The following is a 25,122-nucleotide window of genomic DNA, read 5'->3' on the forward strand; positions in this document are numbered from 1 at the left end:
GCCACCAGACAGGGGGACACGGGTGACTGTGGGGGCGGAGCAGCTGGCTCCGGAGGGCTGGACCGAGGCGGAGTCGCGGCTCTGGGAGATGTTCCGGTGCAGCGAGGTGCTCGACCTGTCGGCCGGCGACCTGGCCGCCGACAATCCGGCCGACGGGGCGCACTGGGGGCCGAAGCGCACGGTGCGCGCCGAGGTGCTGGCCCGGCTGCTGCTGTCCGGGCCCGACGCGCTGCCGGGCAAGGTGCGCGGGCTCAAGCTGATCGGCGCCCGGATCGCCGGGCGGCTCTGGCTGGCCGGCGGGCGCTGGGAGAGCTTCGTCGAGCTGCACGACTGCTACTTCGACACCGGTGCGGTGCTCTCCGAGGCGCACGCCGGCACGGTGCGGCTCGACGGCTGCTGGCTGCCCCGGCTCGACGCCTCCCGGCTGGACACCGCCGGCGATCTGGTGCTGGCCCGCTGCACCATCCCGTACGGCGTGCGGCTCACCGACGCGCAGATCGGCACCGACCTGATCGCCAACTACCTGACGGTGGGCGGCGACCAGTTCGGCCGGGGGTTCTCCGCCGACGGGTTGACGGTGCACCAGGACTTCGAGGCCGATCGGCTGACCAGCGACGGCGAGGTGAGCCTGCGCACCGCCCGGGTCGGCGGGCGGCTCTCGCTGCGCGGCGCCCAGTTGCACGGCCGCCCCGGCAAGCCCAACTGCCTCAACGCGGCCCGCCTCACCGTGGGCAGCACCTGCTACCTGACCGGCTGGCGGGACCCGAAGGGCAACCCGGCTTGGGCACCGCAGAGCCGGGACCCGTCCGGCAGCCCGTTGGCCGGATCGGCGGCCGCCGCCGCGCAGGCAGCGGCCCAGGCGCAGCTCAACAACGTGCCCGACGTGCGCTACAGCCGCACCCAGAACGACCCCGGGCCGTACCACACCGGTGCCGTACCGGGCCCGTTCCACGGCGGCGGTGTGCCGGCGCCGCGCCCCGGCCTGGCGAACATCGACGACGCCGATGACGGGGACCAGGAGGAACGCGAACAGAGCATGTACGGACAGGACTTCGGCGATGTGACGGACGACGGCACCATCCCGTTCCGCGCCTACGGCGGAGTCCGGCTGGACGACGCGCACTTCGAGGCCGCCGTCCTGATCAACAACGCCGAGTTCCACCTGAACGGCAAGCAGGAGCTGTCACTTCGCCGGGTCCAGACCCCGGAGCTGCGGTTCACCACCAAGACCCCGCCGACCGGCACGGTGGCGCTCTCCCGCGCCCGGGTCGGCAATCTGGTGGACACCCACACGGCCTGGCCCCGCAACCACAAGGTGCGGCTCACCGGCTTCTCCTACGAGGCGCTGCGCCCGCCGGAGGGCACCACCTACCCGGTGGGGCAGCGGATCGACTGGCTGGACGCAGGCCTGGACAAGTTCCGCCCCGAGCCGTACGAGCAACTGGCCGCCGCCCTGCGCCGCGACGGCCTGGACGACGACGCCCGCCATGTGCAGTACGCCAAGCAGCGCCGCCGGGCCCGCACCCTGCCGCTGCCCGGCCGGGTCTGGTACCGCCTGCAGGACATCACCGTCGGCTACGGCTACCGCCCCGGCCGAGCCGCCCTGTGGCTGCTCGCCGCCTGGCTGGTCGGCACCCTGTGGTTCGCCTGGCACCAGCCGGAGCCCATGAAGCACGACGAACACCCGCACTGGAACGCCGCGTTGTACGCGGCCAGCCTGGTGCTCCCGATCGTCAACTTCGGCCAGGACGGCTGGGCGCCCGCCGGCTTCAGCCAGTGGCTCAGCGCCGCCCTGGTGGTCACCGGCTGGGTGCTCGCCTCCACGGTGGTCACCGGGGCGACCCGGGTCCTGCAGCGCGGGTAGCCGACTGGTGAACGTCCACAACGAGTTCAACGGCCGCGCGGTCTTCGTGATCCAGGCCGGCAGCATCAACGCGCCGGTGAACGCGGTGATCACGGCCCCCGAGAACCCGGACGAGCGGCTGGCCCGGCAGTTGGCCCGGCTGGTGCAGCGCCAGTGGCACCGCGAGGCCGACGTGCGCGGCCTGCTGGACCCGGTGCCGCTGGCCACCCGGTGGGTGGCCGACCAGGCGGCACACGGGGACCACGAGCAGCTGGCCGGGTACCTGGAGCAGGAGCACACCGGCGACCTGGACTCGTTCGCCGAGGCGTTCCGCGCCCTGCCGAAGCAGCGCCTGGTACTGCTCGGGGATGCGGGCTCGGGCAAGTCGAGCGTGGCCCTCCTGCTGCTGCTCGCCCTACTGGATCGGCGCCAGGCCGGCGAACCGGTGCCGGTGCTGCTCTCGTTGGGTTCCTGGGATCCCCACCAGCTGCTGCCCGGCGCCTGGTTGGCACAGCGGCTGGCCGAGGACTACCCGGCGCTCGGGGGTGCGGCGGTCGCCGAACGGCTGCTGACGGCACGGCTGATCGTGCCGGTGCTGGACGGCCTCGACGAGATGTCGCCGCATCTGCGCGGCATGGCGCTGACCCGGCTCAACGAGTCCCGGGCCGACGGCACCCCGCTGATCCTGACCTGCCGGGCCGCCGAGTACGACCAGCTGGTGAGCGAGGACGCGGTGCTGCTGCGCGGGGCCGCGGTGGTACGGGCCGTGCCGGTGACACCGCAGGACGCGCTGGAGTATCTGCGAACGGTGGTGGTGCCGCAGCGGCATGCCGCCTGGGAGGGCGTGTTCGCCACGCTCGAAGAGGAGTTGCCGAGCCCGCTGCTGTCGGTGGCGGCCAGCCCGCTGATGCTGGGCCTGCTGCGGATCTTCGCGGGCGGGAGCGGCGATCCGGTCGTACTGCTGCGGTTCGGCGGGGCAAGGGAGTTGGAGGACTTCCTACTGGATGCGCTGGTGCCGACGGTGTTCGCGGCCCGGCCGGACGGTCCGCGCTGGCGGGCCGGGCCGGCGGAGCGGTGGCTGCGGTGGCTGGCACTCGATATGACGGACCGTCAGAGTGCCGAGCTGGCCTGGTGGCAGCTGCACCGGCGGGCCACCGACCGGCAGCGGGCGCTCGGCGCGGGGGTGATCGGCGGGCTGGCGACCGTGGTGGTGATGGTGCTGGGCGGGGCGCCGAGTTGGCCGCCGGGCGGGTTGGTGAACTGGGCGGTGATAGGGCTGTTCGCGAGCACCCTCGGTGGGGTGCTCGGGCAGTTCGCCTGGCGCCCGGTGGGGCACTGGGAGGTGGCGCCCCCGCTGCGGGGGATGTTCCGGATCCAGCCCGGCTCACCGTTGTCCCGTGTGCCGCGGCCGGTGCTGATCGGCTTGCCCGCGCTGGTACTGGTGCTCTGGCTCGGCTGGTCGTTGGCGTCGCTGCTCTCGTACCTGCAGTGGAGCCAGAACCACCGCGGCACCGAACCGAGCCTGTTCCCAGTGGCGTTCCTTGCGGTCGCGGTCGTCCTGACGGCGAACAGGTGGGCCGAGCGGCTGGCACCCGGACTACCGCGCGGAAACGAATCGGTCGACCCGGCACGGGCGTTGGCGCTGGGGCGTTGGCGCACCGTGCTGCCTGCCCTGGTGGTCGGCCTGCTGTGGGCGGTCTGCATCGCCCTGGTCTTCCTGCCCGGGCAGGCCGACACGGCCGGGTCGCTCACCGTGGCGCTGACCGCCATTTCCGTCGGCGCCTTCGCCGGGGCGTGCCGCCTGGTCCGCTCCCTCTGGTACGCCTACCTGCACGCCCGCCTCCAACTCGCCTTCACCGGACGCCTCCCCCTCCGCCTCTCCGCCTTCCTCGCCGACGCCCACCGGCTGGGCATCCTGCGCCAGGTCGGCCCCGTCTACCAGTTCCGGCACGCCCGCCTCCGGGAGCGGCTTGCCGAGGCGGATAGGGTCTCGCCATGATCGACGACAACCGGATCGGCCCGCCCCACTTCGCGCCCGAGCGCGACATGCTCCGCGCCTTCCTGGACCTCCACCGCGCCACCCTGGCGCTGAAGTGCCAGGGCTTGACGGACGAGCAGCTCCGCGAGCACTCCATGCCTCCGTCCACCCTGACCCTGCTCGGCCTGGTCCGCCACATGGCCGAGGTCGAACGGGCTTGGTTCCGCCGCGTTTTCGACGACCACGAGGCGCCGATGGTCTGGTCGGACAAGGTCGACTTCCAGGCCGCCTACGACGCCGGCAACTCGACCCGCGCCGAGGCGTTCGCCGCCTGGGAGGCCGAGGTCGCCCACTCCCGGGCGGTCGAGGCAGCGGTGGAGTCCCTGGACTCGCCCGGCTACCAGCCCCGCTGGGAGGAGGAGGTCTCGCTGCGGATGGTGATGCTGCACGTGCTGCTGGAGTACGGCCGCCACAACGGCCACGCGGACTTCCTGCGCGAGGGCGTCGACGGGGTGGTGGGGGCGTAGCGTCCGCCTACCCCCGGTGCTCTCCCGCGCCGCGCTGCCGTCCCGGGGCACACGGCTCGGCCGCCCACGCCAGCGAGTACCACGACAGCACCGCCAGGACCGCCGCGCTCGGCAGCTCCGCGGTGTAGGCCAGCACCTGGGCGAGCAGATAGGCCGAGCCGCGGTGCGCCGACCACAGGTCGAAGAACGCGTCCGTGGCGAGCAGCACCGCCGTCGCCGCGGCCAGCGGACTGGTGGCCCGGTGGCGGCGGCTGACCAGCACGGCGAGCACGAAGAGCGCCACCACCTCGATCGCGTCGAACCAGACCCAGGCGTTGGAGAGGTTCCGCTTGCCGAAGTGCCCCCTGACGTTCAGCGCCAGCACCAGGATCCACGGCAGCAGCAGGAACCCGGCGGTGCCGAGCGCGCGCGGCAGCCAGCGCCGGAGTGCGGCTTCGCGGCGCTCCAGGGCACTGTGCAGGTCGGGCATGCGCCAAGAGTAGTTGCCGGCTCAGCTCCGTTCAGGCGACATTGCGCGGCCGGAACTGGATGCTGATGCGCGGCCCGGCGCCGCGGGCGGTCTTGGGGACGGCGTGCTCCCAGGTGCGCTGGCAGCTGCCGCCCATCACCACCAGGTCCCCGTGGCCCAGCGGGAGGCGGTGCTGCGCCGCCCCGCCGTCACAAGGGCGCAGCGCCAGGGTCCGCGGCTCCCCGACGGAGAGGATCGCCACCATGGTGTCGTGGGTGCGGCCGCGCCCGATGCGGTCGCCGTGCCAGGCGACGCTGTCCCGCCCGTCGCGGTAGAGGCAGAGCCCGGCGGTGACGAAGGGCTCGCCGAGTTCCTCGGCGTAGTGGGCGCTCAGGGCGTCGCGGGCCGCGGCGAGCACGGGGTGGGGCAGCGGCTCCCCCTCCCGGTAGTGGGCCAGCAGGCGGGGCACGCTCACCACGTTGTCGTACATCTGGCGCCGCTCGGCCCGCCAGGGCACCTGGGCCGCCAGGTGTTCGAACAGTGCGTCCGACCCGGTGAGCCAGCCGGGCAGCACGTCGATCCAGGCGCCGTACGACAGCTCGGTGCGCCGCAACGCCGCAAGGTCCGTCAACCGCAGCGGCGCAGCCTCGGCGGAGTCGAACAGGGAGGCCTGGAGGTGCACGGTCATGCCTCCAGGCTAACCCAGATATCGAACATATGACCGATTGAGGCTCACGCCGCCGGCTGTGCCAGCACCACCTCTCCCTCCCCCACCGGCTCCTCGAAGTGCGCCCAGTAGCGGGCGAACAAGTGCTCGTCCACGGTGACGGCGTTGGCGCCCGCCTCGCGGTTGCGCACCGCGAGGCGGCGCTCCAGCGTTGAGCGGTCCGCCTTCAGGTGGAGCAACTCCCAGCGGCCGCCGTGGCTTTCGACCAGCGCCTTGTAGTCATCCCGGGCGGCACGGCTCCAGAAGCTGTAGTCCACCACGACATCGCGCCCCGCCTGCATCAACTCGACCAGTTCCAGCCGCTGTTCGCGCCGCACCTCGTCCTTGAGCCGGTCGTACCGCGCCGCGTCCAGCACCAACCCGGCGTCCCGCTGCCCGATCCGCTGCCAGACCACCTCGTCGATCGACAGCCGTACGAACCCCTCGCGCACCAACCCCATCGCGTACGTGGTCTTGCCGGACCCCGGAAGCCCGCACATCAACACCACCGTGCTCGCCGACCGCGTCATCGCCACCCGCCCCCTCGTCTCGCCCGTCATCGGCCAGGATGGCCGCGTGAACCTCCACGTCGTGTTCGCCGGTGACCACGTCCGCCTTCCCAAGTCCGCCGCCGTGCCCGCCGGTTCCGCTCTGGGCGGCACCATCCCCGCCGCGGCCGTACGGGACGCCGACCCGCAAGCCGCTCCACCGGAGATCCGCACCGTCTCGGGGGCGACCCTCTTCGTCCCGGCCGAACAGCGTGCCGAGTTGGAGAACTTCTGCGCAGCCAACCGGATTCCCCTGCGGTCCCGGCCCGACGTGTGGGGCGACCTCCTCGAACCCTTCCTTGACACCGAGTTCACCCCGGAGCGCCAGGCCGTCACCCAGGCCCGCCTGCGCCGGGCCGGCCTGGGTGCGGACGAGGTGGCCGGCATCCGGGCCAGGGTCGCCCCGGTCATGCGCGCCTACAACGCCGTCCACCAGGACTGGCACCACCTCGGCCTCGCCGACCTCCTCGACGCCGCCACCGCCGGTTGGATGCCTGAGCACCTGCGGATCAAGTCCGGTGAGAGAGCCGCGTTCTACGCCTGGGCGATGACCATCGCGGACCGGGGCCGCCCGCACAGCTGACCACCCCCGCGCGGGGAGCACGAGCCGGCCGGGCCGACCGGTCAGCGGGCGGGAACCGACGGGAACGGGCGAGACCGTCGCCGCCCTGTCCCCGCGGGCGGCTACGCTGTGCGCCGTGACAGAACGGCTGCCGATCTTCCCGCTCGACGCGGTGCTCTACCCGGGGCTGGTGTTCCCGCTGCAGGTGTTCGAGGAGCGCTACCGGCGACTGGTCGCCGATCTGGTGGCGCTGCCGGAGGGCCAGCCGCAGCGGTTCGGGGTGCTGGCGATCAAGGACGGGCGGGAGGTCGCGCCGGTCACCGAGAGCGACAAACCCGCCGGACCGCTGGACGGCCTCGGCACGCCCACCGGGGACCCGCTGGAGGCGCTGTACCACATCGGCTGCGTCGCCGACGTGGCATCGGTGACCCCGCACACCGACGGCCGGTACGAGCTGCTGGTCACCGGCACCACCCGGTTCCGGCTGAGCGCGGTGGACACCAGCGGGCCGTACCTGATCGGTGACTGCGAACCGCTGGAGGAGCAGGACGGCAGCGGCGCCAGCGTGCTGGCCGGCGGGGTCGAGCGGGCGTTCCGGGCCTACCAGAAGCGGCTGGCCGGGGCCCGGCAGGCGAGCCTGGCCGGCGAGCAGGAGCTGCCGGACGACCCGCAGGTGCTCTCCTACCTGGTGGCCGCCGCCGCGGTGCTGGAGGTGCCGGTCAAGCAGAAGCTGCTGGCCTTCCCGGACACCGCCTCCCGGCTGAGCGCCGAGCTGGAGCTGCTGCGCAAGGAGACCGCGCTGATCAACTGGCTGCCTTCGGTGCCGGCCGTGGAGCTGACCCGGCAGCCGTTCAGCCCCAACTGAAAGACACCCCGGCTGAGAGGACGTGGGCCCGTGGCGAAGAAGAACGGCGCCGGCGGCAAGGGCACCCCGGCGACGGTGGCCCTGGAGAAGGCCGGCGTGGCGTTCACCGTGCACGCCTACCAGCACGACCCCGCCGCGCCGTCCTACGGCACCGAGGCGGCCGAGGCGCTCGGGGTGGCGCCGGAGCGGGTGTTCAAGACCCTGGTGGCCGAGGTGGACGGCGCGCTCACGGTGGGCGTGGTCCCGGTCGCCGGGCAGCTGGACCTCAAGGCGCTGGCCGCCGCGGTGGGCGGCAAGCGGGCCGTGATGGCGGATCCGGCGGCGGCCGAGCGCAGCAGCGGGTACGTCCGGGGCGGGATCTCACCGCTGGGCCAGCGCAAGCCGCTGCGCACGGTGGTGGACGCCGGGGCGCTGGCCCACCCGACCGTCTACGTCTCGGCCGGGCGCCGCGGCCTGGAGGTGGAGCTGGCCCCGGCGGAGCTGCTGCGGCTCACCGGCGCGGTCAGCGCGGAGATCAGCCGCAGCAGCTAGCAGCAGCTAGGAGAGGGCGCTCAGCGGCCGGTTTCGGTGTGCGACGGGGCCTGTGACCCGTCAGCGGGCGGCGAGCCGCCCGGCGGCGCCCACGGGTTGTCCGACCCGTCGGCGGCGGGCGGCAGCGGCCCGGCCCACTGCGGCTCCGGCTGCTCCTCGCGCCTGCCGAAGGTGGCGGTCAGGGCGAGCAGCAGCACCATGGCGGCGATCGGCCAGGCCAGCAGCGCCCCGTGGGCGGGCAGCGTCAGGTTCTCGTAGAAGGTGTGCCCGTCCCCGACCTGCCTGGCGTGCGCGATGATGTTGCTGGTCGGCCCGAGCTTCTCGCCCAGCCAGACGGCGATCAGCGAGCCGCCCACCCCGCCGAGCCCGAGCGCGACGGCCATCGCGATGCCGCCGCCGCGCCGCCGGGTGAGCAGGAACGCGACCAGCGCGGTGACCAGCCCGAAGGCCAGGCCGAGCAGCACGAAGGTGGCGACCGCGCCTGCCGACTGCTCGCCCTCCGGGTCCCCGTACAGCACCGAGTTGCCCTGCACCACCAGCGGCACCTCGGGCGCCAGCCAGTACCAGAGCGCGCCCATCAGCAGCCCGAGCAGCAGGCAGCCGAACCCGATCGGGAGGGCGATCCGCAGCTCGGCCCAGAGGCGGGTCAGGACGGTGCTGCTGCGGGGCTGCGAGATCAGCTCGCCCGGGGCCGTCGACAGCGGGTCGGGTTCCGCAGGAGTGTTCGGTACGGTCACCCGACCATCGTTTCACGTCGGCCCGGTGAACCGGCTACTCGGGCCCACGGCGCCCCGCCCGCGACCCCGCTCCCACGGCACCTACCGCGTCGCCACCCGCCGGTACGCGTACGTCGCCAGGGTGAGCGCCAGCAGCCCGACCCCCGCGCAGACCCCGAGGTCGCCCAGCACGGCACCCCAGTCGGGGCGGGCCGCGAAGCTGTCGGCGAAGGCATTGACGCCGTACGTGGACGGCAGCAGATCGCGCAGCACCCGGACCGCGCCCGGCAGTCGGGAGGCCGGGAGCACGCCGAGCAGCAGCGCGGCGGACATGCCCAGCTGGCCGAGCATGGTGGCGATCTCCTGCTTGGGCGCGAGCAGGCCGAGTGCCGCGCCCAGCCCCGACAGGGCCGCCCCGGCCAGCGGCACCACCGCCAGCAGCACCCACAGATGGGCCAGCGGCAGCCCGAACAGCACCGCGCCGAAGGCGGCCGTGACCAGCGCGCCGGGCAGCGTGAAGGAGGCGTAGGCACCGGCCGCGCCGAGCACCACCGCGGCCGCCGGCACCGGCAGCGTGGCGTAGTGGTCGAGGCCGCCGGTGGCGCGCAGCTTGCCGAAGTACTGGGCGAGCAGGTTGAGCGCCACGAAGGCGACCACCAGCACGGCGGAGCCGGCCACCACGGCCCGGGACGACGGGTTGTCGCCGCTGTCCACCACGCCGCGCATCATCACCAGGATGCCCACGGACTGGAAGGTGGCGACGAACATCAGCGGGATCCGGGCGACCTTGGCCCGGGCCAGCTGCGCCCGGTAGACGGCGGCCAGCGCGGGCAGCAGGCGGGCCGCCGGGCCCAGCGGGGCGGCGGTCGGCGCGGCGGCGGGGGCCGCGGGGGCAGGGGTGAGTACGGTCACGTCACCGGTCCTCGCGAGCTGAGTACGTGAGCACGGCGGTCACTTCGCCAGTCCTCGGTGGCGGCCGCCGAGCCGGAGGTAGACGTCCTCCAGGCTCGGGGTGGCCAGGGTGAAGTCGTCGAGGGCGGCGAACGCCGGCCCGGCGGTGACGGCGGCGACCAGTTCCCTGGCCTCCTCCGGGGTGGTGCGCACGGTCCAGCGGCGGCCGGAGCAGTCGGCGCGCTCGGCGAGCCGGGCCACGGCCGGGACGGTCAGCGGGGCCTCGCCGCGCCACACCAGGTCGAGCCGGACGTCGCCGTCGACCAGCGCCTTCAGTCCGCCCGGGGTGTCGCAGGCGATCACCCGGCCCTCGTCCAGCACCGCGACCCGGTCGAGCACGGTCTCGGCCTCGATGACGTTGTGGGTGACCAGCAGCACGGTGGTGCCGCGCTCGGCGCGGCGGCGGTCCACGGCCGACCAGACGGCCCGGCGGGCGACCGGGTCCATGCCGGTGGTGGGTTCGTCGAGCACCAGCAGCGGCCGCTCCCCCACCAGGGTGGCCGCGAAGCAGGCGAGTCGGCGCTGGCCGCCGGAGAGCTTGGCCAGCGGGCGGGCGGCCAGCGGCTCCAGGCCCAGCTCGGCGAGCACCCCGGCGGTCTCGGCACGGGCGGCGGAGCGGCTGAGCCCGCGCAGCCGGCCGGTGGTCTCGGCGGCGAGCGCGACGGTCAGCTCGTCGAGCGCGGTGGACTCCTGGCCGAGGTAGCCGAGCAGGCGGGCGGCCCGCTCCGGGTGGCGCACGATGTCGTGGCCGAGGATCTGCACGCTGCCCGCGTCGGGCCGCAGCAGTCCGGTGAGCTGGCGGACCAGGGTGGACTTGCCGGCCCCGTTCGGCCCGAGCAGGCCGAAGATCTCGCCCTGGCGGATCTCCAGGTCGACCCCGTCGTTGGCGCGGATCTCACCGTGACTCTTGGTGAGGCCCCGGACGGAGCAGCAGGGCAGGGGGGCGTGGCTCACGACCGAAGACTCTACGCGCCGATTGCGCGCAAAGCGGACCGGGGTCACCCCGGCCGATGATCAGCTATACCGACAGCTGTCAGCCGTCTTCGGCAGCGGCGTCAGTCGTCCACCACGACCCGTCCTCGGCCCCAGCCGTCCACCACGACCCGTCCTCGCCGCCGGCCGTCCACCACGACCCGTCCTCGCCGTCAGTCGTCCACCACGATCTGCTCGCCGCCCGGCACCCGGGCGGCGAGTTCCTTCCAGAAGCCGGCCCGGATCGCGTACCGGTCGTGCTCGTCGATCTGGTCGTCCTTGTGGGCGAGCAGGCCGAACCGGGCGGCATAGCGCAGCAGTTCGCCGTCGACCTTGTGCGGGATCCGCGGATAGTCGGACCAGATGACGGTCAGCCGCTCCATGTCGCCCAGCCGCTCGGTCCAGCGGCGGGCGAAGACCTGGCCGACCTCGTGCGGGTCGCCGCCGATCGCCGTGATGTCCTCCTCGCGGTCGGCCCAGCGCTGCTCGGCGGTGGTCAGCTGGGCCAGGGTGGGCAGCGAGTCGGCGGCGCAGGGCTGCTCGGCAGGGCGGTCGACGTAGCCGCGGTCGGAGGACCAGCGCAGCACCGGGCCGTTGGCAGCGGCGGGGGCGACCGGTTGCGGCGCCGACTGGACGTGGGCCTGGGCGCGGCCGGCCAGGTCCTTGGGAGTGGGGACGACTTTGTGCGGCGCGGACGGCTCCGGCTCGGCGGGCTGGGCGGGGGTCTCGGCGGCGGCCGGGCGCGGCGCGGCGGGCGGGGCGGCGAGGATCTTGGCGATCTCGGGCGGCGGCCCTGAGGACGGGAACGGCGGCAGCTGCTCGCGCAGGCTGACCGAGCGGGTGATCCAGTCGCGGTCCAGCACCCGGCGCTCATCGGCCTCGCCGACCAGGTCCTCCGACTGGTTGAAGTCGCCGTCGGCGGCCTGCAGCGCCCACAGGTGGACGGCCACGCCGTGTTCCTTGGCGCTCATCATGCCGGGCAGCAGGTCGCCGTCCCCGGTGACCAGCACCACGTCGGCGCAGGCCCGGTTGCGGGCGAGTTCGGAGAGTTCGGCGTGCATCGCGGCGTCCACGCCCTTCTGCACCCAGCGGCCCTCGGCCCGGGTGAGCGCACCGAGCCGCACGGTGACCCGGGGCAGCACCCGCAGACGGCGGTGCTCGGGCAGCGGCCGGCGCTCCGGGGCGGCGTCGAACCAGTAGATCCGCAGCAGCGGCAGGCCGGTCTCCTCCTCGGCCCGTTCGCGCAGCGAGGCGATCAGCGCGGTGTGGTCCACCATCACCCGGGAGCGGGATGGTTCTCCGGCGAGCAGGCTGGCGGAGGCACCCAGCAGGTACCCGGCGTCCACAAGGACAACGCAGCGGTCCACATTCCGCACCTTTCTCCCGGTCGGCCCCCGTGGTTGTGCCCGCTGACGCCGCCTGGAGGCAGTCTGCCCGAGCGAGGTCTCACCTGGCACCCGGTCTGACCGTTGCGATCACCTTTACCCCCCGAAGGCGGTGTGAATCACCCGGGTGCGCGGTCGGTGCACAAACTGCCATGTCGGTTTCGACCGAACATTCGTGCTGTCAGCTCGCGACGCTTTCGGTGACGACCTGCGGCGCTTTCGGTGTCGGCCTGCGACGCCTTCGGTGTCGGTGCGGCGCGCCTGGTGCCAGCCCGCGGCGCCTTCGGCGTCAGCCCGCGGCACGCGCGGCGTCGTAGGCGGTGCGGGCCTGGTGGATGGTGGTGCGGTGCCGCTCGGCCCACGTGGTGAGCTGCGCCAGGTACTCGTTGAGCTCGATGCCGACCTCGGTGAGGGCGTACTCCACCTTGGGCGGCGCGGTCGGATAGACGGTGCGGGAGATCAGCCCGTCCCGCTCCAGGTTGCGGAGCGTCAGGGTGAGCATCCGCCGGCTGATTCCGGTGATCTTGCGCTCCAGCTCGGTAAAGCGGATCGGTCCGGCCGCTGCGGAGACGATCACCATGATGCTCCACTTGCTGCCCACCCGGTCGAGCACCTCGGTGACCGCGCAGGCGCCGCGCTCCACCGTGTCACCCGCCCTGAGCGGTCCCGGTACACAGATGTTCCCCTGTGACAAAAAAGTGCCTTCTTCCATGGGATCTGATGGTCACACAGGATGGTCCACGTAACAAGACGTGCACCTTCGGAGGTCAAGCCATGTCTGCCAAGCCTGGCGAAGTCATATCCGGCAAGCCTGTTGGGGCCGATCGGCGCCGCTGGTACGCCCTGCTGGTGCTCTGCGCCGGCACTTTGATGATCATTCTGGACGGGACGATCGTGACGGTGGCCCAGCCCGCCATCCAGCACGACCTGGGCTTCAGCGACACCGGGCTCTCCTGGGTGATGAACGGCTATCAGATCCCGTTCGCCGGGCTGCTGTTGCTGGCCGGGCGGCTCGGCGACCTGCTCGGTCGCAAGCGGGTCTTCCTGGCGGGCCTCGTGCTGTTCGCCGCCGCCTCGGCGCTGTGCGGACTGGCGAGCTCGGCGGGCATGCTGATCGCCGCCCGCTTCGTGCAGGGCGCGGGCGGGGCGCTGGTCTCGGCCGTCAGCCTCGGCATGATCGTCACACTCTTCCCCGACCCGGCCGAACGGGGCCGCGCGATCGGCGCGTTCAGCTTCGTCGGCGCGGCCGGCGCCTCCCTCGGCATGGTGCTCGGCGGGGTGCTGACCCAACTCCTCGACTGGCACTGGATCTTCCTGGTGAACCTGCCGATCGCGCTGGCCGCCGGCCTGCCCGCGATGCGGCTGCTCGCCCCGGAGCCGGGCCAGGGCCTGCGGCAGGGCGCCGACGCGCTGGGCGCGCTACTGGTCACCGGCGGCCTGATGCTCGCCGTCTACACCATCGTCAGCACCGGTGCCCACGGCTGGAGTTCGGCGCACACCCTGGGCTACGGCGCGGCGGCGCTGGTGCTGCTGGCCGCCTTCCTGGTGCGGCAGGCCCGGGCGGCCCGCCCGCTGCTGCCGCTACGGCTCTTCCGGTCCCGGCGCACCTCGGGAGCCAACCTGGTGCAACTGCTGATGATTTCGGCGATGTTCGGCTTCCAGGTGCTGATCGCGCTCTACCTGCAGAACGTGCTCGGTTACGGCGCGGCGGCCACCGGCTTCGGGATGCTGCCCACCGGACTGGCGATCGCCGCCGTCGCGTTGGGCCTGTCGGCCCGGCTCACCCGGGCCTTCGGCGCCCGCCGGGTGCTGCTCACCGGTGCCGGGATGCTGGTGCTGTCGCTGGCCTACCTGGCCCGGCTGCCCGAGCACGCGTCCTACGCGGTGGACGTGCTGCCCGCGCTGCTGCTGATCGCCGGCGGCGGCCTGGTGCTGCCGGCGCTGGCCGGGCTGGCGATGGCGGACGCCACCCCGGAGGACTCGGGGGTCGCCTCCGGTCTGTTCAACACCTCGCAGACGGTGGCCTCGGCGCTCGGCGTGGCCGTTCTCTCCACCGTGGCGGCCGGGCACACCGCGGGGCTGCGGGCCGCCGGGCACGACGCGGTCGGCGCGCTGGCCGGCGGCTACCGGCTCTCCTTCGCGGTGGCCGCCGGGCTGCTGGCGCTCGCCTTCGTCGCAGCGGCGGTGCTGCTGCGGGAGCGGCGGGCCGAGGTGGCGCAGACGGCGCTGGCGGCGTAGCTCCGAACGGAAAGCGGCGGGCCGGGCACCCATGGGGGTGGTGCCCGGCCCGCCGCGTGCTGTGTTCCTTAGCGGTTCAGCTCGGCCGCGGTTCCTTAGCGGTGCAGCTCGGCCGCGACCAGCTCGGCCAGCTGCACGGTGTTCAGCGCGGCGCCCTTGCGCAGGTTGTCGTTCGAGATGAAGAGCGACAGGCCGTGCTCCACGGTCTCGTCCCGGCGGATCCGGCCGACGTAGCTCGGGTCCTGCCCGGCCGCCTGCAGCGGGGTCGGGATGTCGGTCAGCACCACGCCGGGCGCGCCGGCGAGCAGCTCCGCCGCCCGCTCGGGGCTGATCGGGTTGGCGAACCGGGCGTGCACCTGCAGCGAGTGGCCGGTGAAGACCGGCACCCGGACGCAGGTACCGGCCACCTTGAGCTCCGGGATCTGGAGGATCTTGCGGCTCTCGAAGCGGAGCTTCTGCTCCTCATCGGTCTCGTTCAGCCCGTCGTCCACCAGCGAGCCGGCCAGCGGGATCACGTTGAAGGCGATCGGGCGGGCGTAGACCTTGGGGTCGGGGAACGGCACGGCAGTGCCGTCCAGGGCCAGCGCGGCGGCGCCGTCCACCACCTTGGCGGTCTGCTCCTGCAGCTCGGCGACGCCGGCCACACCGCTGCCGGAGACCGCCTGGTAGGTGGCGACCACCAGGGCGGTCAGGCCGGCCTCGGCGTGCAGCGGGCGCAGCACCGGCATGGCGGCCATGGTGGTGCAGTTCGGGTTGGCGATGATGCCCTTGGGGCGGTCGGCGATCGCCTGCGGGTTGACCTCGGCCACCACCAGCGGGACCTCGGGGTCGCGGCGCCAGGCCGAGGAGTTGTCGATCACCACGGCGCCCGCCGCGGCGACCTTGGGCGCCAGCGCCCTGGAGGTGCCACCGCCGGCCGACATGATCACGATGTCCAGACCGGCGTAGTCGGCGGTCGCCGCGTCCTCCACGACCACCTCGCCACCCTGCCAGGGCAGCGTCTTGCCCGCCGACCTCGCCGAGGCGAACAGCCGCAGCTGCGTCACCGGGAAGGCTCTCTCGGCCAGGATCTCGCGGACCACGCTGCCCACCTGGCCGGTGGCACCGACGATACCGATCTTCATACTTCCTCCTCCTGCCTACCTGCTCAGACTCATCTTGCCTGGTCACCGGTTCCGATCCGGCATGGCTTTCACCCAGTGGACACCGCGAGGTCCAGTGCCCGGGACACCGAGGCCTCGCTCGCGGGCAGCAGCGGCAGGCGGACCGCCGGGGAGGAGATGCGACCCTGGGCGTGCAGCACGCCCTTGACCACAGTGGGGTTGGGCTCGACGAACAGCGCGGCGGCCAGCCGGGCGAGGCGGTGCCCGAGGTCGCGCGCCCGGGCGACGTCGCCGGCCTGCCAGGCGTCCACCAGCTCCACCCAGCGGGTGGTCGCGACATGCGCGGAGGCCAGGATGCCGCCGGCCGCCCCGAGCGCCAGCAGCGGCGGGAGCACCACGTCGTCCCCGCCCAGCACGGCGAAGTGCGGCGGCAGCTCACCGCCGAGCAGCGCCACGACCTCCGGGTCGACCGCACCGGTGGCCAGCTTGACGCCGGCGATGCCGGGCAGCGCGGCGAGCTCGCGCAGCGCCTCGGCGTCCAGCGACTGCCCGGTGCGGTACGGGATGTGGTAGGCGACCAGCGGCACCGGGCTGGCCGCCACCAGCTCCTTGAAGTGCGCCAGCACCCCGGCCGTCCCGGGACGGACGAACGGCGGCACCAGGGTGAGCGCGGCCGTCGCCGCCGGGGTCAGCGCCCGGAGCGCGGCGGCCACCTGGCGGGTCGCGCCGCCGCCGACGCCCACCACCAGGGCGGCTCCGCGGTCCTGGCAGACCCGGGTGCAGGTCTCGACCACGGCGGACTGCTCGGCCGCGTCCAGCGCGCCGGGCTCGCCGGTGGTGCCGAGCGCGACCAGGCCGGCCGCGCCGTCGTCCAGCACGCCGTGGGCGAGCTTCTCCAGGGCGGCCAGGTCGAGGCGGCCGTCGGCGGTGAAGGGGGTGACCAGGGGGACGTAGATCCCGCGCAGCGTGGTTTCCATGCTTCTGACCCTCGCTGATGGTGATCGTGCAGGTCCAGTTCGCATTTCCGATGCAAAGCGTAAGCTGAGCCGATGCTCGACGCCTTGATCGACCGCTTGATCGACGACTTGCTCGAAGGCTTGCCCGCCGGCTCGGGAGTGCGCTGATGCTCGATGTCCGTCGTCTGCGGCTGCTGCGGGAGCTGGCCCACCGGGGCACCATCGCCGCCGTCGCCGAGGCCCTCGCCTTCAGCGCCTCCGCCGTCTCCCAGCAACTGACCGCCCTGGAACGGGAGGCCGGCGTGGTGCTGCTGGAGCGCACCGGGCGCCGGGTGCGGCTCACCCCCGCCGCCGAGAAGCTGGTCGGCCACGCCGAGGCGGTGCTGGCCCGGCTGGAGCTGGCCGAGAGCGAACTGGCCGGCGCCCGGCGGAGTCCGGCCGGGCCGCTGCGGATCGGCACCTTCCCGTCCGCCGCCCGGGTGCTGATCCCGCCCGCGCTGGCCGCGCTGGCCGCCGACTGCCCGGAGCTGGAGCCGATGGTGTCCGAGGTCGACCCGGCCGGGGTGGGCGACCTGCTGCGCTCCGGGGAACTGGACGTGGCGCTGGTGCACGACTACGACTTCGTGCCGCCCACCGCCGAGCCCGGGATCGAGCGGCAGCCGCTGTTCGCGGAGGCGATGCACCTGGCGGCGCCGATGCACGGCAGTGACCAGCTGGCCGACTACCGCGACCAGCCGTGGATCCTGGCCACCCACGGCACCCTCTGCCACGCGATGGCGATCCGGGCCTGCCAGGCCGCCGGGTTCACGCCCCGGATCCGGCACCGGGCGGACGACTTCGACACCGTGCTGGCCCTGGTCGCGGCCGGCCAGGGCGTGGCGCTGGTGCCGGACTTGGCGCTGCTGGCCCCGCCGCCCGGGGTGCGGCTGCACCGGCTGCCGATGTCGCGCCGCACCGCGGTGGCGGTCCGGGACGGCGCGAGCGGGCATCCGGCGGTTGCCGCGTTCACCTCAGCCGTCAAGCAGGCACTGCCAACAAATCTCGGCTGTTCTCATACCAGTTGAGAAAATGCTCTTCCTAAAGGATTGTCAAACCCGGTAGAACCTCTGAGGGTCAAGTCATCACGAGACGAGCGGCGATATGACCAACCCACCTCCCGGCTACGGCTACCCTTCGGACCCCCAGAACCCCCAGAACCCCTACGGCCAGCAGCCTTCGTCCCCACAGTCCGGCTACGGCGTGCCGCAGGGTCCGTACGACCCGCAGCCCGGCTACACGCACCAGCCCCAGCCCGACTACGCCCAGCAGGCCCAGCCCGGCTACGTCGCCCCGCCGCCCGGCTACCCCCAGCAGCCCGCGGGGTACGCCCCCAACCCGGCCTACCCCCAGCTCCCGTACTGGATGACGCCGCCCAGCCCGTACGGTCCGCCGCAGCCCGGCAGCCGCACCCTGGCCAGCTCGGCCGACCGCTTCCTGGCCCGCCTGATCGACGCGGTGATCCTGGCGATCCCGGTCGTGATCCTCCAGATCGCGGTCAGCGCCACCCTCGGCATCTGGGTGACGGCGCTCGTCGACGGGGCCATCTACTTCGGCTATGAGGCCCTGATGCTGCTCACCCAGGGCCAGCAGAGCGTCGGCAAGAAGGCCATGAAGCTGCGCGTGGTCGCCCTCGCCGACGGCGGCCGCCCCACCGACAACCAGCTCGTGGGCCGCGCCGCGGTGTTCGCCCTCCCCCAGGCCGTCTACTGCCTCGGCTCGCTCTTCTTCCTGGTCAACGTGCTCTCGCTGACCTGGGACAAGCCGCTCCAGCAGTGCTTCCACGACAAGGCGGGCAAGACCGTGGTCGTCAAGGAGTACTGACGCTCACCCAGTTGACGGCCGGTCGGCCTGCCCTTCGCGGTGGGCCGACCGGCCGTCGTCATAACAGCCCTGACCTGGACCTCCGGCTCCAGCCCCGTCCTGCTCCTGGCCATCGTCGCAGCCCTCCTCCTGTACGACATCCTCGCCCTGCGCGCCGACTTCACCGCGAGCACCCTGGCGCCGTACGCCTGCGACGCCGGCGTGAGCACGAGGCCGGCGATGTCGTCGAACCACGAGAGGATCCACCGGCATGCCCATCCACCCAGAGCACGCCAGCCCCCAGGCCTTCTGGGGAGACTTCTGGCCGACCGCCGGCGAGGAGACCGGCGGTGTCCCGCCCGCCGAGCGCATCCACTGGACCCAGTACCCCCACCACGGCCCCGGCGCCGAGTTCCTAGGCAGCCCGCGCACCGCTCTCGAAATCGGCGCCGCCACCTGCGTCGCCGGGGTCGCCCTGGCCCGCACCGACGTGAATGTCACCTGCGTCGACTTCTCACCCCACCAGATGCAGCGCGCCCGCCGCTGGTGGAGCAGCGAGCCGAACCTCACCCTGGTCGAGGCAGACGTCCTCGACTACCTGGCAACGACCACCACTCGCTGGGACCGCATCTTCTCCAACTGGGGCGCCGCCTTCTTCACGGACCCCGACGTCCTGCTCCCGCTCGTCCTCCCCCGCCTCACCCCCGGCGGCCTCTTCGCCTTCTCCTCCGTCGAGCCGCTGGCGCCCTGCTACGGCCCGCAGATCACGTACGGCAACGGCTACCGGGGTCCCCGCCTCGCCATCGTCCGCTGGATGCTCAGCAACGAGCAGTGGACGGCGGCCCTCGCCCGCCACGGCTTCCGGAGCATCGACATCCACACCCTCCCGGGCCTGGAAGAGGGCTTCGTCGGCACCACCATGGGACGGGCGTACGCGCCGTGGACACCCGGGGCCGGCGGGAATCGATCATGCTCCGGAGCGCGCTAGGGTGGATAGCCTCCCAGCCGCAGACCGACACCGAGGAGCCTGCCCCCGTGGCCGACAGCTTCGTTCACCTGCATGTCCACACCGAGTACTCGATGCTCGACGGGGCGGCCAAGAACGGCAAGCTGGTTGCCGAGGCGGAGCGGCAGGGGATGCCGGCGATCGCGATGAGCGACCACGGCAACATGTTCGGAGCGTACGAGTTCTTCCAGAAGGCGAAGGACAGCGCGGTCAAGCCGATCATCGGCATCGAGGCCTACGTGGCGCCCCACTCGCGGTTCGAGAAGAAGCCGGTGTTCTGGTCCCCCGGCGGCCAGCGCCCGGCGAGCAGTGACGGTGAGGGCGGCAAGGACGTCTCCGGTGGTGGCCGCTACACCCACATGACCATGTGGGCGCAGAACGCGACCGGTCTGCGCAACCTGTTCCGGCTCTCCTCCCTCGCGTCCATGGAGGGCTACTACATGAAGCCCCGGATGGACCGCGACCTGATCTCGCAGCACGCCGAGGGCATCATCGCCACCACCGGCTGCCCGTCCGGCGAGGTGCAGACCCGCCTGCGGCTCGGGCAGTACGAGGAGGCGGTCAAGGCGGCCGACGCCTACCAGCAGATCTTCGGCAGGGAGAACTACTTCCTCGAGCTGATGGACCACGGCCTGGACATCGAGCGGAACGTCCGCCAGGACCTGCTGCGGCTGGCCAAGCAGCTGGACATCCCCCTCCTCGCCACCAACGACTCGCACTACGTCACCGCCGACCAGGCGGACGCGCACGACAGCCTGCTCTGCGTCGGCGTGGGCAAGAACAAGGACGACCCGAACCGGTTCAAGTTCAACGGCAGCGGCTACTACGTCAAGACCGCCGACGAGATGCGCGAGCTCTTCAGCGAGCTCCCGGAGGCCTGCGACAACACCCTCGCCATCGGCGAGCGGGTGGAGTCCTACAAGGAGGTCTTCGACTACGTCGACCGGATGCCGCAGTTCGACGTGCCCGAGGGCGAGACCCAGGCCTCCTTCCTGCGCAAGAAGATCGAGATCGGTCTGCAGAAGCGCTACGGCGACAGCCCGAGCCAGGAGGTGCTGGAGCGCATCGAGCTGGAGATGGGCGTCATCACCCCGATGGGGTTCGACTCCTACTTCCTCGTGGTCGCCGACATCTGCGAGTACGGCCGCAACAACGGCATCCCGGTCGGCCCCGGCCGTGGTTCGGCGGCAGGCTCGATGGTGGCGTACCTGACCGGCATCACCCAGCTCGACCCGCTTGAGCACGATCTGCTGTTCGAGCGCTTCCTCAACCCCGAGCGCATCAACCCCCCGGACGTCGACATCGACTTCGACGACCGCCAGCGCGACCAGATGGTGCGCTACGTCACCGACAAGTACGGGGCGGAGTACACCGCCCAGGTGAACACCTTCGGCACCATCAAGGCGAAGGCCGCCGTCAAGGACGCCAACCGCATCCTGGGCTACCCGTTCTCGATGGGCGACCGCATCACCAAGGCGATGCCGCCGGACGTGATGGGCAAGGGCGTGCCGCTCAGCGACCTCTTCAACGAGTCGCACCCTCGCTACAACGAGGGCACCGAGATCCGCACGATGTACGCCAACGAGCCGGACGTCAAGAAGATCATCGACACCGGCATGGGCATCGAGGGCCTGATCCGCGGCACCGGTGTGCACGCCGCGGCCGTCATCCTCTCCTCGACCCCGCTGCTCGACCTGATCCCGCTGCACATGCGGGACAAGGACGGCACCATCATCACCGGCTTCGACTACCCGTCGTGCGAAGCCATGGGCCTGATCAAGATGGACTTCCTGGGTCTGCGGAACCTGGGCATCATCGATCACTGCCTCAAGATCATCAAGGCCAACCGGGGCCAAGAGGTCGACATCGAGAAGATCCCGATCGACGACCCGACGACCTATCAAATGCTGGCCCGCGGCGACACGTTGGGCGTTTTCCAGCTCGATGGCGGACCGATGCGCGCCCTGCTGCGGCTGATGAAGCCCACCGAGTTCGCCGACATCTCCGCCGTCTCGGCGCTGTACCGGCCCGGCCCGATGGGCATGAACTCCCACACCAACTACGCGCTCCGCAAGAACGCGCAGCAGGAAATCGTGCCGATCCACCCGGAGTTGGAGGAGCCGCTCAAGGACGTCCTCGGCCCCACCTACGGTCTGATCGTGTATCAGGAGCAGGTGCAGCGTGCCGCGCAGGTGCTGGCCGGCTACAGCCTCGGCCAAGCAGACCTGCTCCGCCGCGCGATGGGCAAGAAGAAGAAGGAGGTCCTGGAGAAGGAGTTCGTGCCGTTCCACGCGGGCTGCAAGGAGCGCGGCTACTCGGACGAGGCGATCCAGGCGGTTTGGGACGTCCTGGTGCCGTTCGCCGGGTACGCGTTCAACAAATCGCACTCCGCCGCCTACGGCCTGGTCTCCTACCAGACCGCCTACCTGAAGGCGAACTACCCGGCCGAGTACATGGCCGCGCTGCTCACCTCGGTGGCGGACGACAAGGACAAGATGGCCGTCTACCTGGCCGAGTGCCGGGCGATGGGCATCAAGATCCTGTCTCCGGACGTCAACGAGTCGGTGGTCGACTTCACCGCCGTCGGCACCGACGTGCGGTTCGGCCTGAAGGCCGTCCGCAACGTCGGCGTGCCGGTGATCGAGTCGCTGATCGGCACCCGCAAGGAGAAGGGCAAGTACACCTCCTTCGCGGACTTCCTCGACAAGGTCGAGCTGGTCGCCTGCAACAAGCGCACCATCGACTCGCTGATCAAGGCCGGCGCCTTCGACTCGCTGGGCCACACCCGGCAGTCGCTCTGCGCGGTGCACGAGAACGCGATCGACGCGGTCACCGGCGTGAAGAAGCAGCAGGCGATCGGGCAGGACGACCTGTTCGGCGCGCTGGACACCGGTGCCGACACCCCGGCGATCGGGCTGGACTTCGAGCTGACCGACCGCGAGTGGCCGCGCAAGCAACTCCTCAGCCTGGAACGGGAGATGCTCGGTCTGTACGTCTCCAGCCACCCGCTGGACGGCGCCGAGCACATCCTGGCCCGCAACCGGGACATCTCGATCGCCGAGCTGATGGGCTCCGGGCGCACCGAGGGCGAGGTGCGGCTCTCCGGGCTGATCACCAACGTGGACCGGCGCATCAACAAGGCGGGCAACGCCTGGGCGATCATCACCCTCGCCGACCGCGACGGCTCGGTGGAGGTGCTGTTCTTCCCGGCCACCTACAACCTGATGGCCGATCAGATGGTCGAGGACAACGTCATCTCCGCCCGCGGCCGCCTCAACGAACGCGACGGCTCCCTCAGTATCTTCGGCCAGGAGATCACCACGCTGGACATCTCCGCCGCCGAGTTCGGCGGCAAGCCGCCGGTGCAGATCACCGTGCCGTACCCGAAGGTCACGGCCCACGTGGTGCGGGAGTTGAAGGCGACGCTGCAGGCGCACCCGGGCGATGTGCCGGTGCGGCTGCTGACCACCAGCCGGCAGAAGGACGTGCTCTACGAGCTGGGCTTCCTGGTGAACCCCGACACCGCCTTCGCCAGCGAGGTCAAGACGTTGCTCGGGCCGTCCGCCTGGAGCGCGTGAAACAACCACGTCACCGTTGTGCTTCCGGTGTGCGGGACGCCGTTCCCGGCGCACCGGAAGCGCGCTAGTCTCACCGGGCGGCGAAGTGTGAGGCCGCCCGGAACGCGCTGCTCGGAGGGGACCACATGAGCTACGGCACGCCCGCTGTCGGCGGCTATCCGCCACGATTCGGCCAGCAGCCGGCCCGGCCGCAGGGCGGGGCGCTGCCCGGTCTCGCGGTGCTGATGATCGCCCAGCTGCTGCTGCAACTGACGCTGCTGATCTACTGGGTGAGCAAGGCGGGCGCCAGCTACCTGAAGTACGTGTTCGGCTTCGGTGACCTGGCGATGCGGATGGGGGCCTGCGGCCCGTTCACCACCGCGGACACCATGCAGTGCGTGGCCCTGATCGTGATGATCATCGCGGCCTTCACCGGACGGACCTGGGTCCGCCCGGCGGCCACGGTGCTGCTGCTGATCAGCGCGTACAGCACGGGTACGTCGCTGATCAACGTCCTCAGCCAGGACAACGGCTGGCAGATGCTGACCACGCCGACCACCCCCAACCTGTGGCTGACCCTCGATCTGATCGCCCAGGTGGTCGTCTGCCTGATCCTGCCGATCGTCGTGCTGGCCACCCGGAACACCGGCGGACCGAGCGGCTACCAGCCGCTGGCCGCGATGCCCGCTCCCGCCCCGCAGCCCGGCTACGCCCCGCCGGTGCCGCCGCAGGACGCGCGGGGCGGGGCGCCCGGGTTCCCGCCGCCGCCCGCCCAGCCGCCGATGCAGCCCCCGATGCCGCCGGGACAGCCGGGGCAGCCGCCCTACGGCGGTTACCCGCCGAACCGCTGACCCGGACTCAGAACTCAGTCAGTCAGTCAGTACCGAGGTCGTCGAGGAAGGCCAGGGCCGCCGCCCAGGCCCGCTCGGCGGCCTCTTCGTCGTAGTCGGGCAGCTCCGGGTCGGTGAAGACGTGGCCGGCGCCGTGGTAGCGGTGCACCTCGACGTCCGCACCGGCCCGGCACATCCGCAGGTACCAGGCGTTCAGCCAGTCCTCGGGCTCGAACGGATCGGGCTCGGCCATGTGCAGCTGCACCGGGATCTCGGTGTGGGCGTCCTCACGCAGGTCGGAGGTGCCGTGCAGGAGCAGCAGGGCGAGCGCGTGCTCATCGGCGAGCGCCAGGTTCTGCGCCAGCGCGCCGCCGAGCGAGAAGCCCGCGTAGACCAGCCGGGTGCCCGGGGTGAGCAGCGGGGCGGCCGCGCCGACCGCCCGGCGGAGCAGTTCGTCGCTGCCGATCTCCTCGTTGTACGCGGTGGCCTCCTCGACGGTGTCGAAGACCTTGCCGTCGTAGAGGTCGGGCACGGTGACCTGGTGCCCGGCGGCGCGCAGCCGGTCGGCGGCGGCGTGCACGGCGGGGCGCAGGCCGAAGGCGGAGTGCAGGAGGAGGATCTGGGCCACGGTTGCGAGGGCTCCCTGGTCGGACGGTCGATCGGCTGTCCGACCAGTGTCTCAGCTGACGATGTCCTTGCGCGCGAAGCCCCGGAACGCCAGGGCCAGCAGGATCAGCCCGTAGGAGACCGAGAGCGAGACGCCCTGGATCATGCCGCCCACCTCCAGCTGCGGCTGCAGCGCGTCCGCCCAGGCGTACTGCCAGTGCGCCGGCAGCCACTCGCGCAGCGAGCCGAGCGCCGTGATGGCGTCCAGCACTCCGGTGATGATGGCGATGAAGACCGCGCCGCCGACCGCGCCCAGCGGGTTGTCGACCGCGGTGGAGAGGTAGAAGGCGAGCGAGCCCACCACCAGTTCGCTGAGCACGATGAACGCCACCGCGATCGCCAGCCGCGGCAGCACCTGCTGGGCCGGCAGCGCGCCGCCGGTGGGCAGCCGCAGGTCGCCCCAGCCGTAGACGAGGGTGCCCAGCCCGAGTCCGACCAGTGGCAGCATCACGATCGCCGCGCTGGAGAAGAGCAGCCCGATGGCCAGCTTGCGGGCCAGCAGTCGGCCCCGGGGCACCGGCGCGGCCAGCAGGTAGCGCAGCGACGACCAGCCGGCCTCGGCGGCCACCGTGTCGCCGCAGAACAGCGCCATCGGGATGACCAGCAGGAAGCCGGTGCCCATGAAGAGCATGGTGGCCGCGAAGTTCGGGCCGGAGGCGGTGGCCAGCGCGATGAAGGTGGTCCGGTCGGTGCCCTGCCGGGCACCGCCCAGCTGCAGGGCGGCCAGCACCAGGAAGGGCATGGCGAACAGCACCGCGAAGATCACCAGGGTGCGCCGGCGGCGCAGCTGGCGCAGCGCCTCCACCCGCAGCGGCAGGGTCCGCTGCGGGCGGTAGCCGAGCGCCCGGTCGGCCTGGGCGAGGCTCATGCGCCCGCCTCGCAGAGCTCGGCGGGG

Annotated in this window: 24 protein-coding genes; 12 read left to right on the forward strand and 12 right to left on the reverse strand. The window is 72.3% G+C overall.

Translation table 11 applies throughout. From position 1 onward, the window contains the following. Positions 1-22: 22 nt before the first annotated feature. The 3 genes from P3T35_RS33105 to P3T35_RS33115 are packed head-to-tail and all read left to right on the forward strand — an operon-like array spanning position 23 to position 4,348. On the forward strand, positions 23-1,864 hold the full coding sequence (locus P3T35_RS33105) for an oxidoreductase (RefSeq protein WP_143676786.1): 1,842 nt from the start codon (positions 23-25) through the stop codon (positions 1,862-1,864). A 7-nt stretch (positions 1,865-1,871) separates the two neighbouring features. Beyond that, on the forward strand, positions 1,872-3,842 hold the full coding sequence (locus P3T35_RS33110; RefSeq protein WP_101379895.1) for an NACHT domain-containing protein: 1,971 nt from the start codon (positions 1,872-1,874) through the stop codon (positions 3,840-3,842). Next, positions 3,839-4,348, forward strand: a complete 510-nt coding sequence (locus tag P3T35_RS33115; protein ID WP_101379896.1) for a DinB family protein — start codon at positions 3,839-3,841, stop codon at positions 4,346-4,348. Before P3T35_RS33110 ends, P3T35_RS33115 begins: the two co-directional genes overlap by 4 nt. A gap of 7 nt (positions 4,349-4,355) precedes the next feature. Here P3T35_RS33115 and P3T35_RS33120 read toward each other — a convergent pair whose 3' ends face one another. The 3 genes from P3T35_RS33120 to P3T35_RS33130 are packed head-to-tail and all read right to left on the reverse strand — an operon-like array spanning position 4,356 to position 6,032. Continuing rightward, a complete protein-coding gene (locus tag P3T35_RS33120; protein ID WP_101379897.1) occupies positions 4,356-4,817 on the reverse strand; it encodes a hypothetical protein in 462 nt (153 codons plus the stop codon). Positions 4,818-4,848: 31 nt separating this feature from the next. Then, positions 4,849-5,484, reverse strand: coding sequence for an alpha-ketoglutarate-dependent dioxygenase AlkB (locus tag P3T35_RS33125; protein ID WP_101379898.1), 636 nt, complete (start codon positions 5,482-5,484; stop codon positions 4,849-4,851). 44 nt (positions 5,485-5,528) lie between these two features. Next, complete coding sequence (locus tag P3T35_RS33130; RefSeq protein WP_280708891.1) at positions 5,529-6,032, reverse strand: ATP-binding protein; 504 nt, start codon at positions 6,030-6,032, stop codon at positions 5,529-5,531. Positions 6,033-6,078: 46 nt separating this feature from the next. Between P3T35_RS33130 and P3T35_RS33135 the strand changes: the two genes are divergently transcribed. The 3 genes from P3T35_RS33135 to ybaK all read left to right on the forward strand — a co-directional run bounded on the left by P3T35_RS33135 (position 6,079) and on the right by ybaK (position 8,008). Continuing rightward, the gene (locus P3T35_RS33135; RefSeq protein WP_101379900.1) at positions 6,079-6,633 is read left to right on the forward strand and encodes a hypothetical protein; all 555 of its coding nucleotides are present in this window, start codon (positions 6,079-6,081) and stop codon (positions 6,631-6,633) included. 115 nt (positions 6,634-6,748) lie between these two features. Continuing rightward, on the forward strand, positions 6,749-7,477 hold the full coding sequence (locus P3T35_RS33140) for an LON peptidase substrate-binding domain-containing protein (protein ID WP_101379901.1): 729 nt from the start codon (positions 6,749-6,751) through the stop codon (positions 7,475-7,477). Positions 7,478-7,507: 30 nt separating this feature from the next. Then, positions 7,508-8,008 (forward strand): Cys-tRNA(Pro) deacylase, encoded by a 501-nt coding sequence (gene ybaK, locus P3T35_RS33145; RefSeq protein ID WP_101379902.1) that lies wholly within the window; start codon positions 7,508-7,510, stop codon positions 8,006-8,008. Between the two features lie 20 nt (positions 8,009-8,028). Here the strand turns inward: ybaK and P3T35_RS33150 are convergent, their stop codons facing one another. From P3T35_RS33150 to P3T35_RS33170, 5 genes are all read right to left on the reverse strand, one after another. Next, positions 8,029-8,745, reverse strand: a complete 717-nt coding sequence (locus P3T35_RS33150) for a hypothetical protein (RefSeq protein ID WP_180356408.1) — start codon at positions 8,743-8,745, stop codon at positions 8,029-8,031. Positions 8,746-8,826: 81 nt separating this feature from the next. After that, complete coding sequence (locus P3T35_RS33155) at positions 8,827-9,636, reverse strand: ABC transporter permease (protein ID WP_101379903.1); 810 nt, start codon at positions 9,634-9,636, stop codon at positions 8,827-8,829. Positions 9,637-9,675: 39 nt separating this feature from the next. Next, on the reverse strand, positions 9,676-10,629 hold the full coding sequence (locus tag P3T35_RS33160; protein ID WP_101379904.1) for an ABC transporter ATP-binding protein: 954 nt from the start codon (positions 10,627-10,629) through the stop codon (positions 9,676-9,678). A 191-nt stretch (positions 10,630-10,820) separates the two neighbouring features. Continuing rightward, complete coding sequence (locus P3T35_RS33165) at positions 10,821-12,014, reverse strand: NYN domain-containing protein (protein ID WP_101379905.1); 1,194 nt, start codon at positions 12,012-12,014, stop codon at positions 10,821-10,823. 307 nt (positions 12,015-12,321) lie between these two features. Next, a complete protein-coding gene (locus P3T35_RS33170; RefSeq protein ID WP_280708894.1) occupies positions 12,322-12,726 on the reverse strand; it encodes a helix-turn-helix domain-containing protein in 405 nt (134 codons plus the stop codon). An 80-nt stretch (positions 12,727-12,806) separates the two neighbouring features. Between P3T35_RS33170 and P3T35_RS33175 the strand changes: the two genes are divergently transcribed. After that, entirely contained in the window at positions 12,807-14,270 is a 1,464-nt protein-coding gene (locus P3T35_RS33175; protein WP_101379907.1) for a DHA2 family efflux MFS transporter permease subunit, read from the forward strand. Positions 14,271-14,365: 95 nt separating this feature from the next. Here P3T35_RS33175 and P3T35_RS33180 read toward each other — a convergent pair whose 3' ends face one another. Beyond that, positions 14,366-15,394, reverse strand: coding sequence for an aspartate-semialdehyde dehydrogenase (locus P3T35_RS33180; RefSeq protein ID WP_101379908.1), 1,029 nt, complete (start codon positions 15,392-15,394; stop codon positions 14,366-14,368). 68 nt (positions 15,395-15,462) lie between these two features. After that, entirely contained in the window at positions 15,463-16,350 is an 888-nt protein-coding gene (locus P3T35_RS33185) for a dihydrodipicolinate synthase family protein (RefSeq protein WP_101379909.1), read from the reverse strand. A 146-nt stretch (positions 16,351-16,496) separates the two neighbouring features. Here P3T35_RS33185 and P3T35_RS33190 point away from each other — a divergent pair, with 146 nt between their 5' ends. The 5 genes from P3T35_RS33190 (at position 16,497) to P3T35_RS33210 (ending at position 23,582) form a co-directional block, all read left to right on the forward strand. After that, positions 16,497-17,393 (forward strand): LysR family transcriptional regulator, encoded by an 897-nt coding sequence (locus P3T35_RS33190; protein WP_101379910.1) that lies wholly within the window; start codon positions 16,497-16,499, stop codon positions 17,391-17,393. A 76-nt stretch (positions 17,394-17,469) separates the two neighbouring features. Continuing rightward, a complete protein-coding gene (locus P3T35_RS33195; protein ID WP_101379911.1) occupies positions 17,470-18,189 on the forward strand; it encodes an RDD family protein in 720 nt (239 codons plus the stop codon). Positions 18,190-18,439: 250 nt separating this feature from the next. After that, positions 18,440-19,156, forward strand: coding sequence for a class I SAM-dependent methyltransferase (locus P3T35_RS33200; RefSeq protein WP_101379912.1), 717 nt, complete (start codon positions 18,440-18,442; stop codon positions 19,154-19,156). Positions 19,157-19,203: 47 nt separating this feature from the next. Next, positions 19,204-22,752 (forward strand): DNA polymerase III subunit alpha, encoded by a 3,549-nt coding sequence (gene dnaE / locus P3T35_RS33205; RefSeq protein WP_101379913.1) that lies wholly within the window; start codon positions 19,204-19,206, stop codon positions 22,750-22,752. Between the two features lie 125 nt (positions 22,753-22,877). Continuing rightward, positions 22,878-23,582, forward strand: coding sequence for a hypothetical protein (locus P3T35_RS33210; RefSeq protein WP_101379914.1), 705 nt, complete (start codon positions 22,878-22,880; stop codon positions 23,580-23,582). Between the two features lie 22 nt (positions 23,583-23,604). Here the strand turns inward: P3T35_RS33210 and P3T35_RS33215 are convergent, their stop codons facing one another. Beyond that, on the reverse strand, positions 23,605-24,189 hold the full coding sequence (locus P3T35_RS33215) for a dienelactone hydrolase family protein (protein ID WP_101379915.1): 585 nt from the start codon (positions 24,187-24,189) through the stop codon (positions 23,605-23,607). 51 nt (positions 24,190-24,240) lie between these two features. Next, positions 24,241-25,095, reverse strand: a complete 855-nt coding sequence (locus tag P3T35_RS33220) for an ABC transporter permease (protein WP_101379916.1) — start codon at positions 25,093-25,095, stop codon at positions 24,241-24,243. Positions 25,096-25,122 lie beyond the last annotated feature (27 nt).

This window comes from Kitasatospora sp. GP30, from assembly GCF_029892145.1.
In the GTDB taxonomy this organism is placed as follows: Bacteria; Actinomycetota; Actinomycetes; order Streptomycetales; family Streptomycetaceae; genus Kitasatospora; species Kitasatospora acidiphila.